Genomic DNA, 15,975 nt, shown 5'->3' on the forward strand with positions numbered 1-15,975 from the left:
TGCTGGCAGATCCATTATTTTTATACAGGTGATTTCAGCGGTCAGGAGAAGGGGACACCAGAGCAGATGCTATGGAGAGTGCTGCATATGGTAGTTATTTATGCAGTACTATACATTCTGATTTATTTGATTGAACGTTATCTGAAGAAGGATATTGAGGAGCTGCAGATTACCCGCAGAGAACTTCTGGTTGTATATTTTGTGTTGGTCGTGGTGTATTGCATCAGCAATGTAAGCTATGTAGATGTAAAAAGTATTTTCAGTGCGGGAACAGCTATGGATGTGTTTATTATCCGCACATTGGCAGATCTTAGCGGTATGGCAGTTCTTTATGCTTATCACATTCAGGTAAAAGAAATCCAGATGCGTTTTGAGAAGGATACTCTTCGGAATATTATGGATATGCAGTACAAAAATTACAAGCTTTCCAAAGAGAGTATTGATATTGTCAATCAGAAATACCATGATCTGAAGCATCAGATTAATCTTTTAAAAAGCGGTGCAGATTCTGAGAAAGCAGGGGAATACCTGGAACAGATGGAGCGCGAGATCAAGATTTATGAAACGCAGAATAAGACGGGAAATAATGTTCTTGACACTATTCTTACCAGTAAAAGCATGCATTGTCAGAGACATGGTATTGAGCTGAAATTTATGGGTGAGGGACAGCTTCTGAATTTTATGGAGGATATGGATATCAGTGCTCTTTTCGGAAATATGCTGGATAACGCTATTGAAAGTGTGGTGAAGATCAAAGACCGTCAGAAACGTCTGATTTCCCTGCATGTGATTCAGGATAAACAGTTTATTCGTATTCGCACAGAGAATTACTGCGAGGAGAACGTTCAGTTCCAGGACGGAATCCCGATCACAACAAAGAAAGACAAACGATTCCATGGATATGGAATGAAGAGTATGAAAAAAATTATAGAGAAGTATGGCGGTTCCGTTATGGCGGGCAAGACAGACAACTGGTTTGAGCTGAAGATACTGATTCCGATGAAACATTAGGTGATTTTTAGGAGGAATGACAATGCCATCATATAGTATAATTGATAATTTTGAAGTACATAAAAATAATCGTTTTCTGGAAATTGCAGAATCCTTAAAACCAGAGCTCCTGCATAAGGAAATCAAGGCTGCAAAGGAAATTGTGGTGGGAAAAGACCGCCAGATGAGAACGGTTATTACAGAAGAGCACCCGATTGAAAATCTGTATGCAAAATCTTTAAAAAGAGATGATACAGTATTTGTGGATTTCGGGGATCATGCTGTAGGTTATGTGACTCTGGAGCTTAGTAAAACAGGAAGCCATCAGGATGCACCGGTTTATTTTTACCTGAAATTCGGTGAGCGTCTGGAGGAAATGACGGACAAAACTGCTGATTATGACGGCTGGCTCAGCCGTGGCTGGATTCAGGAGGAGTATATTCATGTGGATGTACTTCCGGCGAAGGTGAAGCTGCCAAGAAGATATTCTTTCCGTTATATGGAGCTTCGTGTAATTGATACTTCTGCCAAGTTCCAGCTGAAAATCGATGGTATTTCCTGTGATACGGTTTCTGCTGTAGATATGGAGTCTGTAAAGCCTGTGGATTTCGGAGATCCGCTTCTGAATCAGATTGATCTGGTAAGCCGAAAAACCCTGAAAGAATGTATGCAGGATGTTTTTGAGGATGGACCAAAGCGTGACCGCAGAATGTGGCTGGGAGATCTGAGACTTCAGGCGAGAGCCAATTATTACACCTTTAAGAATTATGATCTTGCCAAACGCTGTATGTATATTTTTGCAGGACTGCTTTTTAATGAGGGAAAGCTAAGCGCCTGTGTATTCACAGAACCGGAGATGGAGCCAGATGATACTTACCTTCTGGACTATGCATTGTTTTTCTCATCTGTGCTTCTGGATTATTATGAGGCAACCGGTGATCTGGAAACACTCAGGGATCTTTATGATGTGGCAATTGATCAGATCCGCATTGCTATGACGCAGTTAAATGAGAAAAATGTTGTGGAGGATTTAGGTGATGCATTCTGGTGCTTCCTGGACTGGGGAGATGGTCTGAATAAGCAGGCCGGAGCTACAGCAGTTCTGATTTACTGTATCCGTTATGGAATCCGCCTTGCAAAGATTCTGGATAAACAGGAGGATATCAGCTGGCTGGAAGAGAAGCAGGCCATGCTGAAAGAGGCAGCAGTGAAAGAGTTCTGGGATGAAGCGCTTGGAATGTTCGTAAGCGGTCCGGACTGTCAGGCTTCCTGGGCAACCCAGATCTGGATGATCCTGGCACGTGTCTTTGACAAAGAGACAAACTGTAAATTGATCCATCATGTAATGGAAGTGAATCCAAGAATCCGCATGGTAACTCCATATATGTATCATCACTATATTGATGCGCTTATCCGCTGTGATGAGAAAGAGCTTGCACTGGAAGAAATGAAGCGTTACTGGGGCGAGATGATCCGCGACGGCGCCGACACCTTCTGGGAACTGTACAATCCATACAACCGGGAAGAATCCCCTTATGGCTCCAGCATGGTTAACAGCTACTGTCACGCATGGAGCTGTACGCCGACGTATTTTCTTAGAAAATTTTATATGGATAATGGGAAATAAGATTGAGAATGAGGATCTTGCAGAAATGCAGGATCCTTTTTGAAATGAGAGAAAGATTCTTGATAAAATGCAACACGCAGGAAATAATGTCTGGCATTACAATATGGGGAAAGGAGCATTAAAATAGCCCTGCCATCATAATGGCAGGGCTAAAATAATCATTTCTTTTTATTCTTTTTAGATTTCTTAGTCTCATTCTGGGCTGCCTGAGCTTCCTCAGCAGATTTCTTAAAACGTGCGAAAAATCCTTTTTTCTTCTTAACCGGAGCGTCCAGGTTACCGCGGATGCCTTTTACACCTACTATGTAAAGTCCACTTACTTCAGCTTTGATCTCTTTCTTCACAGGGATAAGGTCGAATACCTTCTCGTCTGCGATAAGAATGGAAATCTTCGGTCCGACTTTAGCCTTAACGATCGGCATCTTGCAGCGGCGGAGAAGCTTCGGCGTCTGGTCGATGACCATCTGTGGGAGACCTGATTCCTTAAGTGGCATTCTCTTCTTATCAATAACGAGCATGGAAACGGTCTGTTTACTTGCCTCGATCTGTGCCTGCTGTTCTTCCTGCTTCTTCTGGGTCTTCTTGCCAAAGAAATATAAACCAACCAGTAATCCGATGAGGATTACGAGAATCACCAGAAGGACGATTGTTACTGGATGCATACTTATCCTCCTACTATATTATAAAGTTTCTTAATAACTATTCAGCCTGCACGGTTCCGCAAAACGTGTGACCGTGAAGAAACTGAACAGTTACATTCTTGTTTCACATAAACTACATTTTAACATCATTTTTTGGAAAAGGCAATTGTTTTGTTATCTCCTTTAAAAAGCTTATAAGCTGTGAACGCATATAAAACCGGTACCGCAAATGCTGCAAGATTCATAAGAACCAGTATAATACTTCCCTTAATATGAAAGAAGTGGGCGATCTGGGGAATAAAGGCCAAAATTCCAAAGATAACGGTGCTCATTCTTCCTTTTTCTGCATTCATCACGCCTATAATTCCAATTGCAATCTGAAGAAGTGTAAATGCATAAGTAAGTGCAAAAGCCTCTGTAGTATCACCATGGGTTACATGTCTGCCCACAATATTAGTGGTTCCGATCCAGAAGCGGGCTGCGATCAAAGAAGCAGAACCCAGGGCTATTTCAAATAGTGCGCTGATGCGCATAATATCTGATCTGTTCATATTTTCCTCCTTTAGAGTGACTGATATAGAGCTTAATATTTTTGATATTTGAGGTTAAAACATATTTTATCATGTGTTTTTTATTTTAACAATATATGGCAATAGAATGCAAGGATATTTACTGAGAAGAGGTGGTAATTATTTTGAATATCATGTATAATAGAAATCTACTGGTTACAGAATGGATAGATTTATCTGGTATGGTTATAATAAATGCCAGATTACAGATTCCGTTCAGGATTAATAGGAAGCTTTGTAGGTTTTCTTTATTAACTGGTCTTGCGGGAAGAAGGTGTTTTGAGGGGGGCTTACAGTATAGTTAGGAGTTATACATTATGAAGAAATCGGATACAGAACAGGAACAGCCTGGTCTGGAAGAGAATAAAGTTCCCGACAGCCAGTCCAAGCGGGAGCTTGACAGAGAATTACAGGAACTGGCAGAGAAGGAACACCAGGAAGAGATATATTACGAAGAACGACGGCGCGAGAGACATGAGCGCAATCTGAAGAGAAAGAAGAGGCAGATACGGAATCGTAATCTGGCTCTTATTATTACTGCTCTGGCAGTGTTGGGCGGTGTGGGATACTTTTATAGAGAGCAGACAGGGTTAAAAGACGGCATGGAAACGCTGGTAGCCAAGGTAAGGGATTTGGTTCCTGATAAGAATTCCGGTAAAGAGAGCAAGGCAGCAGAAGAACTGGCAAAGGCTGACCAAAGCACCGAAAGCATCGAAAACCCCGATATTAATACAGAGGAAGCTGCTGACAGCTCAGACAGTACAGATATACAACCGGAATCTGGTGAAGGCACGGCAGATGACAGTGATGAGACAACTGGAAATACAGATGACAATTCAGAGGATACTGCACAGGATAAATCCGGGAATATGTCCGATAAAGAGAAAACAGAAGATAATTCTTCAGATTCTGCAAATCAGCCAGAGCAGGAAGCAGCCCAGACAGCAGCCATAAATTTAAATGGGGTTATGCCACAGGCAGCAGCTGCCGGCACAGGTATCATCAGGAGGCAGATCCGTCACGAGAAGAAAGTACTGACCACAGCTAAGGAGAAAGCAGCCCAGTATGATTATGACGGTGCAATCAGCCTTTTGCAGAAGGACAATGCATATGTGAGAAATGTCCATTTTCAGAATGCTGCAGAGAAATTCCAGAAGAAAAAGGATAAATGTGTAGCCTGGTCTCCAGAACAGGTAACTCACATTTTTTACCATTCCCTGATCGTGGATACTTCCAAGGCGTTTGATGGAGATTACAAGACAGATGGTTATAATCAGGTTATGACCACTATGGATGAGTTTAATAAGATAACCCAGATCATGTATGACGAGGGATATGTAATGGTAAACCTTTATGATCTGGCAGACGTTGATGAAAATGGGAAAATGCAGGCAAAGCAGATTTATCTTCCTAAGGGAAAAACACCGTTTGTCCTTTCGCAGGACGATGTATGTTATTATCACTCCCAGGATGGAGATGGAATTGCCACCAAGCTTGTTATAGACGAAGAGGGGAAGGTTCGCAACGAATATGTACAGGATGATGGAAGCACAGTTGTAGGTGACTATGATGTTGTACCGCTGATCGACCGGTTTGTGGAGGAACATCCTGATTTTGCATATCATGGACATAAGGGAATTGTAGCGCTTACAGGCTACAATGGAATCCTGGGTTACCGCACAGATATCAGCTATCAGACAAGACCAGATGATCTGAATGATGATAAAAAGGCGTGGCTTGACGCGCATCCTGATTTTGATCTGGATACAGAGCGGGCAGAAGCGAAAAAGGTCGCAGATGCCATGAAGGCGGAGGGCTGGACTTTTGCCAGCCATACATGGGGACATAAAAACATGTCTACAGTTTCCATGGAACGCCTTGAAACAGATACACAGAACTTCAAAGAGAACATTGACCCGCTTATTGGCGGAACAGATATTATTATCTTTGCTTTCGGAGCAGATATTAATAACGGCGGGGAGTACACTGGCAATGAGAAATTTGAATATCTGAAATCCCAGGGCTATGATTATTATTGCAATGTGGACTCTAACAAATATTTTGTACAGATGACGGATGAATATTTCCGAATGGGAAGAAGAAATGTGGATGGATATCGAATGTATTACAATCCGGACATGCTGGCAGATCTGTTTGACGTAAGCCAGGTATTTGACCCATCCAGACCCACTCCTGTACCGCCTATGAATGGGGGCTGATAAGACCAGCTGCAAAGAGGGCATGGATTCGCATGATTTTGCGCTGAGATTCTCGGGTTTTATGTGAACTTTGTTCACATAAAACACCTCGCGGAACGTTACCAGTGAACAGTAACGCGGCGGAGATAAAATAAAAATGATTGCCTCAGTGGGCTTCCTTTTTAATAGAAAATGTGATAATTTTATAAAAGAGTAACTGAAGGGAGTATGAAATGAAAAGAAAACTATATTTGGCAGCGTTAGTAATGTGTATGGCACTTGCTGTAAATGGCTGCGGAAGTGATAAAGAAACTACCAGTACAGAGAGTGAGAGCACTGCCACAGAGCAGCAGGCAGAGGATTCGGCAGAGGAAGAAGAGGTACAGGAACCTTATACAGATTCTACCGGTGCGACACGCCTGGTTTCAGTGGATAATGTGGAGAAATATGTTACAATTGCAGACTATAAGGGGATAACTCTTGATAATTCTGTACCAGAAGTGACAGATGAGGATATTGAGAATCGTATCGCAGAGAATTTGAAAGACAATTCAGTGGAAGTGACAGATGAGAACGCTGTCATCCAGAATGGTGATACCGCTACTATTAATTTCGTAGGTACAAAAGACGGGGAAGCTTTTGAAGGTGGAACTGGTAATAATTATGACCTTGTGATCGGAAGCGGCACAATGATTCCCGGATTTGAAGAAGGAATCGTGGGAATGAAGAAGGGTGAGACTAAAGACGTATCGGTAACCTTCCCGGAGAGCTACCGCAACAGTGAACTGGCTGGACAGGATGCAGTATTCCAGATTACCGTGCAGAGCTTTAAGAGACCACCGGAACTGACCGATGACTGGGTTGCAGCGAATACCGATTACAAGACAATTGATGAATATAAGGCTTCTGTTCGCGCACAGCTGGAGCAGGAGGCACAGGATCAGGCCGACAGCAGTCTGCGCAGCACTGCATGGAATACTGTTTACACCAATTCTGAGGTTGTGGAATATCCGGAGAAAGACGTAGAAGAGGCAGTGAAGACATTTAAGAAACAGGCAGAAGCATACGCGAAGCAGGGAAATATGGAGCTTGAAGACTTCGTAGAGTCTCAGGGCGTTTCCATGGATGATTTCGAAGCCCAGTGCCAGCAGTATGCCCAGGCCAAGGTAAAACAGAATCTGCTTATTCAGGGAATCATGGACGCAGAGGGAATGACTCTGGAGGATGAGGAAAGCCTTGCAATCCAGAATCAGCTGGTAGAGCAGTATGCTTCTGGCGATCTTGCAGTTCTTATCGATACTTACGGTCAGGTTGCAGTGGATGAGAGTATCGGACTTATGAGAGTTCAGGATTTCATTATTGCAAATGCAAATTATGATCAGACAGCAGCGGATACATCTGCTGAAGGTGAGGCCGCACAGGCTGCTGAGGGAACAGAAGCAGCAGATCATGCAGATGGCAGTACAACTGACGGACAGAGCACGGATGGCGGGGATACAGCAGAAGATCAGGAAACTGGTGCAACCGCAGATACAGGCACAGCAGCGGATGCTTCAACAGATACACAGGATGACAGTACAGAGAATTGACGGTTGCTGTTTATAATAGAAACAGCAGCCAATGAATCTCAGGAGGGAATGGAGTTATGATTATTAAAAACGGAGAAGTTTTTCAGGAGGATGGAAGCTTCAGATTACAGGATCTGTATGTGGAGAATCATAGAATCGTGGCTTCTGAGGATGAGGTTACGGACAAGACGATTGTAGACGCGGCTGGGCTCAGGGTAATCCCGGGACTGGTGGATATTCACAGTCACGGTGCATTTGGACATGATTTTTCTGATGCTGATCCGGAGGGACTTAAGATTATTCTGAAATACGAAAAGAGCCACGGAATTACTTCCTATTGTCCTACTTCCATGACATTGCCGGCAGAAGAACTGAAGGAAATTTTTGCCACTATTAAGACTGTGGGAGAAATGAAAGCCGGAGCCACTGTCCGGGGAATCAATATGGAAGGACCGTTTCTGGATGCGAAGAAAAAAGGTGCCCATGTGGAGGGCTATATCCGCAAACCAGATGCCGGATTTTTCCGTGAACTGAATGAATATTCCGGAAATATGGTGAAGCTGGTAACTCTGGCACCGAATGTGGATGGTGCTATGGAATTCATTGATGAGGTACATAATGAGGTGTGCATTTCCCTTGGTCATACAGCAGCTGATTACGATACAGCAGCGGAGGCCATGAGAAGAGGTGCACACCATGTGACACATCTTTATAATGCCATGCAGCCACTGGCGCACAGAGAACCAGGACTGATCGGAGCTGCCTGTGATGATGGGCAGTGTATGGCAGAGATGATCTGTGATGGCATTCACATTCATCCCGCTGTGATCCGCGCTACATTTAAGATGTTTGGACCAGAGAGGATTGTACTGATCAGTGACTCTATGATGGCTACTGGAATGGAGAACGGAACCTACCAGCTGGGTGGACAGGAAGTAACGATGAAGGACTGTAAGGCAACTTTGAAGGACGGTACGATTGCCGGTTCTGCTACGAACCTGTATGATTGTATGCGCAAGGCTGTTTCTTTTGGTGTTCCCCTTGAAGAAGCGATTTTTGCAGCAACACGAAATCCGGCAAAGAGTATTGGTATTTATGATGAAGTTGGTTCCCTTTCTGTTGGAAAGAAAGCGGATATTCTTCTTGTAACAGATGATCTGGAGCTGAGAGAAGTGCTATGACAGAACTTTTTTGCGGAAAATTTTTTCCACTATGTAACGAGAGATAAAGAGGGAATATGAATGGATAGAAGGGTTTTGCGCGAAAGAATGCGCAGGAAACAGCGCCAGATAAGACGAAGGAAGATCATTAAGCTGGTTACCTATGTTGTGGCAATGGTGCTGGCTGTGATTTTTGTAATAAGAGGAGTGATTTTTCCAATCGTAAGTCGTGTGGGAGGAAAGAGTACTGGAAAATCACAGAGCGTGCAGGCGGATGCAGGTGACGGAGCTGCTTCGAATGCGGATTCCAATTCTACAGATGCTCTGAGACAGCCTCTGAAAGGACAGAGCGATGTGACCAAGGTTTCTTCACTGACTCCAGGCTGGCATGAGGATTCCAGCGGACGCTGGTATCAGAATGCAGATGGTACATATTATACCAATGGTTTTGCAGAGATTGACGGAGTGAAATATGCATTTGATTCCAATGGATACATGCAGACCGGCTGGGTGACCAAGGGGGTAAACGATTATTATTTTAATGAGGATGGTTCTTACAATGCTGAGAAGAAACGCCCTTTGATCGCACTTACCTTTGATGATGGTCCGGGACAGTATACAGACAAGCTTCTGGACTGTCTGGAGGAGAACAATGCACATGCTACCTTCTTTATGTTGGGACAGCTGGTTGGACAGTATCCGGACGAAGTGAAGAGAATGGTGGAACTTGGCTGTGAGATCGGAAACCATTCCTGGGATCATCAGGATATGCTGAATCTGAGTATTGATGATGTTATAAAGGAATTCGGCGATACCGATCAGGCATTGATTGATGCCTGTGGACAGGAGTCCACGGTAATTCGTCCGCCTTATGGAGACTGCAATGATGAAATTATTTCGGCAGTTGGGAAACCTTTTATTTTGTGGTCTATTGACAGTCTGGACTGGAAATATCTGGATGCAGATCTGGATTACAATGGCATTATGAATGACAGCAATCTGGGAGACGGAGCCGTTATTCTGATGCATGATATTCATGGTCCTTCAGTTGATGCGGCACTCAGACTGATTCCAGATCTTATTGCACAGGGATATAAACTGGTAACGGTAAGTGAGATGGCAGCGGCGAAGAATGTTACCCTTCAGCCAGCAAAATATGCAGAGTTCTGGCAGAGCGCCCTTGATGCAGGTTATGTGCCTGGATATAATGGAAATGGCTCTTCTGAGGACTCTTCCACAGATGGAACTTCTGATGGCAGTTCAGATGACAGCAGTAATGGAGATGAGAGCGACTTCAGTGATGGCTCCGGTGATGGAAGCGACGGCAGTGAAAGTGACGGATACACAGACGGCAGTGAGAATAGCGAAGGGGATTTTAGCAGCGACTCAGGCGAATAACGGAGAAAATAAGAGGCTCTAGAGCCTGTCTGGCATATGTGTTAAGCTTCGGGACTTCCGGAAATCGCAGATGCTGTATAGTGTGAATGATAGTATACGCTTGTACTTATGAGAAAAATGTCAAAGTACAGGCGTATTTTTTTACAGTAAAAATGAATTTTGATGTAGATTTTTTATGAATAATAGACAAGTTTTTGGTGGCATGGAGGAAAAGAGTATGCTATAATGTGCATAAGAATTTGAAAGTTTAGGGAGGTAACTTTCTGATGGGAGAGAAATTACAGTTTACAGAGCTTGACCAGTATCTCTTTGGTCAGGGAACCCATTATGATGTTTACAGAAAGCTTGGCGCACATCCTGTGAAACAAGGGAAAAAAGAAGGTGTTTATTTTGCAGTATGGGCACCTAATGCGCAAGCTGTTTCTGTAATTGGAGAGTTTAATGACTGGAATGAACAGGCTGCTCCAATGAAAAAGGCAGGTCCGATCGGTGTATTTGAGACATTTGTCCCTGGAGCGAAGATTGGACAGCTGTATAAGTTTTTTATTGTAGGAATGAACGGGGAGCATATTTATAAAGCTGACCCTTATGCAAATGAGGCAGAATTAAGACCGGGAACGGCATCCAGAATCACGGATATCGGGGATTACAAATGGAAAGATACCACCTGGATGAAGAATCGTCAGAAATTTGACGAGACTAAGGATGCCATGGCGATCTATGAGGTACATCCTGGCTCCTGGATGAAGCATCCGGCTACAGAGGAGAATGAGAAAGGCTTTTTCAATTACAGGGAACTGGCGGTGAAGCTTGCCCAGTATGTGAAGGATATGGGCTATACACATGTGGAGCTGATGGGGATTGCAGAGCATCCCTTTGACGGTTCCTGGGGATATCAGGTCACCGGTTATTATGCGCCTACTTCCCGCTATGGAACACCCCAGGATTTCAAATATCTGGTAGATTATCTTCACAGACAGAAAATCGGGGTTATTCTGGACTGGGTGCCGGCACATTTTCCCAAGGATGCCCATGGACTGGCGAATTTTGATGGAACTGCAGTTTATGAGCATGCAGATCCCAGACAGGGAGAGCATCCGGACTGGGGAACCAAGATCTACAATTATGGCAGACCGGAGGTAAAGAACTTCCTGATCGCAAATGCTCTGTTCTGGATCGAGGAGTGTCATGTGGACGGTCTTCGTGTGGATGCCGTTGCATCCATGCTGTATCTGGATTATGGAAAGAATGATGGTCAGTGGGTAGCCAATAAATATGGCGGAAATCAGAATCTGGAAGCAATTGAGTTTTTTAAGCATCTGAATACAGTGGTTCTTGGAAGAAACCATGGTACTGTGATGATTGCAGAGGAGTCTACCGCATGGCCGAAGGTTACAGGTAAGGCAGAGGATGACGGCCTTGGATTTTCCCTGAAATGGAACATGGGCTGGATGAATGACTTCCTGGAATATATGAAGCTGGACCCCTATTTCCGTAAGTTTAACCATAATAAGATGACTTTCTCCATGACATATGCTTACAGTGAGAAATATGTGTTAGTAATCTCCCATGATGAGGTGGTTCATCTGAAGAAGTCTATGCTGGAGAAAATGCCAGGTGAGCTAGATGATAAGTTTAAGAATCTGAAGGCTGCTTATACATTTATGTTCTGCCATCCGGGCAAGAAGCTTTTATTTATGGGGCAGGAATTCGGTCAACTTCGAGAGTGGAGCGAGGAGAGAGAACTTGACTGGTTCCTTCTTGGGGAAGAGAAGCATCGGGATTTGAAGGATTTTGTGCAGACATTGCTGAAGATGTATCGCAAATATCCTGCGCTTTATGGAACGGACACGGATCCGTCTGGTTTTGAGTGGATCAATGCGGATGACGGGGACAGAAGTATTTACAGCTTCGTAAGGAAATCCCCTACAAAAAGAAACAACCTTCTGGTAGTATGCAATTTCACTCCTGTAGAACGTCCGGATTACCGTGTTGGTGTGCCAAAGAAGAAACAATACACACTGATTCTGGATGAAAACGGACAGACTACGAAAAAGGTATTTAAGGCAGAAAAGCAGGATTGTGACAATCGTCCGTTCTCCTTTGCTTATCCGCTGCCAGCTTACGGAGTTGCTGTGTTCCAGTATTAAAAGCTTCCAAATTCCGCAAGGAACAATTCTCACAGACAAGTTTCAGATTGCTGTGATAATTTAGTATTAAAAATACCCAAAGAATGGGGCAAATTTGGGTTTTGTTTGTGACTGTTGGGGATTTTTTTCCAGAAGGCGAAAAACCTGTTGCTATTTGGAAAAAGTTGAGATATAATGAGCCCGAACAAAAAGAAATGGAAAAAGTTGTACATGTTGAAAGGAGAATATTGACATGAAGGTATCTAATATTAAAGACATTCAGAAATTTTTTGATGTAGTAGACAGCTGCGCTGGTAAAGTAGAGCTTGTAACTGGCGAAGGTGACAGACTGAACCTGAAATCTAAATTATCACAGTATGTATCTCTTGCAAACATCTTCTCTAACGGTGAGATTCCGGAGCTTGAGATCGTTGCATATGAGAAAGAAGACATTGATAAGCTTATGCACTTCATGATCAACGGTTGATTTGCATAAAACTGTGAAATTGGGATAAATATATTAGGGGATGTGACTTGGTCATGTCCCCTTTTTCTGGCATAATAGAAAGGGGAATACAAAATGGTAAAGATTGACATTATCTCCGGTTTCCTTGGAGCTGGTAAGACAACTCTTATTAAGAAACTGCTGAAAGAAGCATTTGAAGGTGAGCAGGTAGTTTTGATCGAGAATGAGTTCGGTGAGATTGGTATTGACGGGGGATTCCTGAAAGATGCCGGAATCGAGATCCGTGAGATGAACTCCGGATGTATCTGCTGTTCTCTGGTTGGAGATTTTGGTGCTTCCCTGAAGGAAGTTGTAGAGAAGTATCATCCGGACCGTATCCTGATCGAGCCATCAGGTGTTGGTAAGCTTTCCGACGTTATCAAGGCTGTACAGGGTGTGGAAGAGGATGTTGATATTCAGCTGAACAGCTACACTACAGTTGTTGATGCCAAGAAATGCAAAATGTATATGAGAAACTTCGGCGAGTTCTTTGACAATCAGGTTCAGTATGCAGGCGCGATTATCATGAGCCGTACCGATATTGTAGACGAGAAGAAAGCAATGGAGTCTATGGAGCTTCTTCGTTCTATCAATGAGAAGGCAGCTATTATTACCACTCCGATTGAGAAGCTGGATGGAAAGAAAATCCTGGAGGTTATGGAGCATCCGGTATCTCTGGCAGATGAGCTGCTGAAAGAGGAGCATGAACATCATCACCATCACGACCATGATGACGAGTGTGGCTGCGGACATGACCACGATCATGAGCATCATCATCACGACCATGATGAGGAGTGTGACTGCGGACATGACCACGATCATGAGCATCATCATCACGACCATGATGAGGAGTGCAGCTGCGGACATGACCACGATCACGAGCATCATCATCACGACCATGATGACGAGTGCGGCTGCGGACATGACCACGATCATGAGCATCATCACGACCATGATGAAGAATGTGGCTGCGGACATGACCACGATCATGAGCATCATCACGACCATGATGAAGAATGTGGCTGCGGACATCATCATGATCATCACCATCATCACGCAGACGAAGTATTTACCAGCTGGGGACGTGAGACTATTAAGAAGTTTACAAGAGAAGGGCTTGAGAAAATGCTGGAGAGCCTTTCCGCTTCTGAAGAGTATGGCGTGATCCTTCGTGCTAAGGGAATGCTTCCGGCAGAGGACGGAACCTGGATCTACTTCGACATGGTTCCGGAAGAAACTGAGATCCGTGAAGGTTCACCAGAGTACACCGGACGTCTTTGCGTAATTGGTTCCAAGTTAAATGAAGAGAAACTGGCCAAGCTGTTCGGCGTAGCTTAATGATTGACATATAAACGGGATAAAAGGCTTTTTGTAAGCTTATTTGTTGCTGTTTATAAGCGGTATTACGTGAATGCACTGCTTTTAAGAAAAATACAGGGAGGTTTCTGTAAATGGATGAAATTACAGTACCGATTTATCTCATAACCGGCTTTCTGGAAAGCGGCAAGACCTCTTTCCTCAGCTTTACCCTCCAGCAGGATTACTTCCGTACAGAGGGAAAGACACTTCTCATTCTCTGCGAGGAGGGAGAGGAAGAGTACGATGAAGAGGCTCTTGCAAAAGATAATGTTGTAGTCGAGGTTATTGAGAAAGAAGAAGATTTTACACCGGAGCGCCTTCAGGCACTGGATATTATCCACCAGCCGGAGCGTGTGGTTATGGAATATAATGGAATGTGGCTGGTAAGCAAATTCGAGGAGATGAAGCTCCCGGCAGGCTGGGGAATTGAACAGCACATTACCTGTGTAGATGCAAGCACATTCCAGGTATATATGCAGAATATGAAATCCATTTTTATGGATATGGTTCGTAATGCGGATATGGTTGTGTTTAACCGCAGCAAGAAAGAATATCCTCTTGCAAACTTCCGCAGAAGCATTAAGGTTGTAAACCCAAGTGCAGAGGTTATTTTTGAGGACGAAGAAGGCGAGATGACGGATATTTTCGCAGATCAGATGCCATTTGACCTGGATGCAGAGATTGTAGATATTCCGCCTGAAGATTACGGAATCTGGTTTGTAGATGCTATGGATCATCCGGATCGTTATGTGGGAAAAACTCTTCGCTTTAAGGCTCGTGCAAGACGTCCGAGAGGTATGGGCAGCAAGTTCTTCATTCCGGGACGTACTGCCATGACCTGCTGTGCAGATGATACTTCATTCCTGGGATATATCTGTAAGAGTGCATATGCACCGAAGCTGAAGCCCGGCGAGTGGGTTGAGGTGACTGCCAAGGTTGCCTTTGAAAACCGTTCTGAGTACCAGGGCGAGGGAATTGTTCTTTATGCAGAGAATGTGACCCCGTGCGAACCTCTGGCTGATGAGATGGTTTATTTCAACTAATTTGATAATAAATGAAAGTCATCTGCTTTATGCTATTGGTTAAGCAGGCTGCGGCTCTAGAGCTTTGGAATTGCTGTGGAGGACTTTCGTAGTAGAATAAGGAAAATAAGATTATGTATTTAGTTGTTGGACTGGGAAACCCCGGGAAGCAGTATGAGGCGACCCGCCACAATATGGGTTTTGATACGATCGATGTGCTTGTGGAACGTCATAAGATTCCGCAGGGCGGCGTAAAATTTAATGCTATGTACGGTTCCGGATTCATCGGAGGAGAGAAGGTAATCTTTATGAAACCTTTGTCCTTTATGAATTTAAGCGGTGGTCCGGTACAGGAGATGGCTGCTTATTTCAAAATCGATCCGGAGAGTGAGCTGATCATTATTCAGGACGATATTGATCTGGAGCCGGGACAGCTTCGTATCCGGAAGCAGGGCAGTGCAGGCGGCCATAATGGTCTGAAGGACATTATTGGCAGACTTGGCACACAGAAATTTATGCGTGTAAAAATTGGTGTAGGAGCCAAACCAAAAGGATGGGATCTGGCAGACCATGTGCTTGGCCGTTTTTCATCCGGGGACCGCAAGCTCGTGGATGAAGCAATTGAGTTTGCAGCAGACGCTGTAGAAAAAATCATAACAGATGGTCCGGATGCGGCGATGAATGAATACAACCGAAAGAGGGTTACTGAGTAACAAAGGAAGTCCAGCAACAAGCTGGGCTTCTTTTGCCCCTGGAGCGTCCCCCAAAAGCTTTGTGAAAATTATGACGTGCAGATAACTTGCAGGAAT

13 protein-coding genes are annotated in these 15,975 nt (G+C 44.0%); 11 read left to right on the forward strand and 2 right to left on the reverse strand.

Features of this window, described 5'->3' with window-relative positions; genetic code table 11:
- Together AB5706_RS18770 and AB5706_RS18775 are read left to right on the forward strand one after the other, a co-directional pair.
- On the forward strand, nucleotides 1-1,011 hold a 1,011-nt coding region (locus AB5706_RS18770; RefSeq protein ID WP_368366262.1), incomplete at its 5' end, for an ATP-binding protein.
- Nucleotides 1,012-1,033: 22 nt separating this feature from the next.
- Nucleotides 1,034-2,617 carry an alpha-L-rhamnosidase-related protein gene (locus tag AB5706_RS18775; protein WP_173772118.1) on the forward strand — a complete coding sequence of 528 codons (1,584 nt, stop codon included), beginning with the start codon at nucleotides 1,034-1,036 and terminating at the stop codon, nucleotides 2,615-2,617.
- A 158-nt stretch (nucleotides 2,618-2,775) separates the two neighbouring features.
- Here the strand turns inward: AB5706_RS18775 and AB5706_RS18780 are convergent, their stop codons facing one another.
- Nucleotides 2,776-3,279, reverse strand: a complete 504-nt coding sequence (locus AB5706_RS18780) for a hypothetical protein (RefSeq protein ID WP_173772120.1) — start codon at nucleotides 3,277-3,279, stop codon at nucleotides 2,776-2,778.
- Nucleotides 3,280-3,404: 125 nt separating this feature from the next.
- Nucleotides 3,405-3,809, reverse strand: a complete 405-nt coding sequence (locus AB5706_RS18785; protein ID WP_118577550.1) for a hypothetical protein — start codon at nucleotides 3,807-3,809, stop codon at nucleotides 3,405-3,407.
- A 335-nt stretch (nucleotides 3,810-4,144) separates the two neighbouring features.
- Between AB5706_RS18785 and AB5706_RS18790 the strand changes: the two genes are divergently transcribed.
- The 9 genes from AB5706_RS18790 (at nucleotide 4,145) to pth (ending at nucleotide 15,879) form a co-directional block, all read left to right on the forward strand.
- On the forward strand, nucleotides 4,145-6,046 hold the full coding sequence (locus AB5706_RS18790) for a polysaccharide deacetylase family protein (protein ID WP_330602703.1): 1,902 nt from the start codon (nucleotides 4,145-4,147) through the stop codon (nucleotides 6,044-6,046).
- Nucleotides 6,047-6,258: 212 nt separating this feature from the next.
- Entirely contained in the window at nucleotides 6,259-7,614 is a 1,356-nt protein-coding gene (gene tig / locus AB5706_RS18795) for a trigger factor (RefSeq protein WP_173772122.1), read from the forward strand.
- A 56-nt stretch (nucleotides 7,615-7,670) separates the two neighbouring features.
- A complete protein-coding gene (nagA, locus tag AB5706_RS18800) occupies nucleotides 7,671-8,774 on the forward strand; it encodes an N-acetylglucosamine-6-phosphate deacetylase (RefSeq protein WP_173772124.1) in 1,104 nt (367 codons plus the stop codon).
- Nucleotides 8,775-8,834: 60 nt separating this feature from the next.
- Nucleotides 8,835-10,151, forward strand: a complete 1,317-nt coding sequence (locus AB5706_RS18805; RefSeq protein WP_148461566.1) for a polysaccharide deacetylase family protein — start codon at nucleotides 8,835-8,837, stop codon at nucleotides 10,149-10,151.
- A gap of 266 nt (nucleotides 10,152-10,417) precedes the next feature.
- Nucleotides 10,418-12,301 carry a 1,4-alpha-glucan branching protein GlgB gene (gene glgB / locus AB5706_RS18810; protein WP_368366263.1) on the forward strand — a complete coding sequence of 628 codons (1,884 nt, stop codon included), beginning with the start codon at nucleotides 10,418-10,420 and terminating at the stop codon, nucleotides 12,299-12,301.
- A 232-nt stretch (nucleotides 12,302-12,533) separates the two neighbouring features.
- Nucleotides 12,534-12,767 (forward strand): polya polymerase, encoded by a 234-nt coding sequence (locus AB5706_RS18815; RefSeq protein WP_118577545.1) that lies wholly within the window; start codon nucleotides 12,534-12,536, stop codon nucleotides 12,765-12,767.
- A 93-nt stretch (nucleotides 12,768-12,860) separates the two neighbouring features.
- Nucleotides 12,861-14,123 carry a CobW family GTP-binding protein gene (locus AB5706_RS18820; RefSeq protein ID WP_148461568.1) on the forward strand — a complete coding sequence of 421 codons (1,263 nt, stop codon included), beginning with the start codon at nucleotides 12,861-12,863 and terminating at the stop codon, nucleotides 14,121-14,123.
- 113 nt (nucleotides 14,124-14,236) lie between these two features.
- Nucleotides 14,237-15,187 (forward strand): TIGR03943 family putative permease subunit, encoded by a 951-nt coding sequence (locus tag AB5706_RS18825; RefSeq protein WP_148461569.1) that lies wholly within the window; start codon nucleotides 14,237-14,239, stop codon nucleotides 15,185-15,187.
- A 113-nt stretch (nucleotides 15,188-15,300) separates the two neighbouring features.
- Nucleotides 15,301-15,879 (forward strand): aminoacyl-tRNA hydrolase, encoded by a 579-nt coding sequence (gene pth, locus AB5706_RS18830; protein WP_118583700.1) that lies wholly within the window; start codon nucleotides 15,301-15,303, stop codon nucleotides 15,877-15,879.
- The last annotated feature ends 96 nt before the right edge of the window (nucleotides 15,880-15,975 follow it).

It is taken from the genome of Ruminococcus sp. RTP21484sp1_RTP21277st1_D2_RTP21277_210401 (genome assembly GCF_040924225.1).
Taxonomy (GTDB): Bacteria; Bacillota; Clostridia; order Lachnospirales; family Lachnospiraceae; genus Blautia_A; species Blautia_A faecis.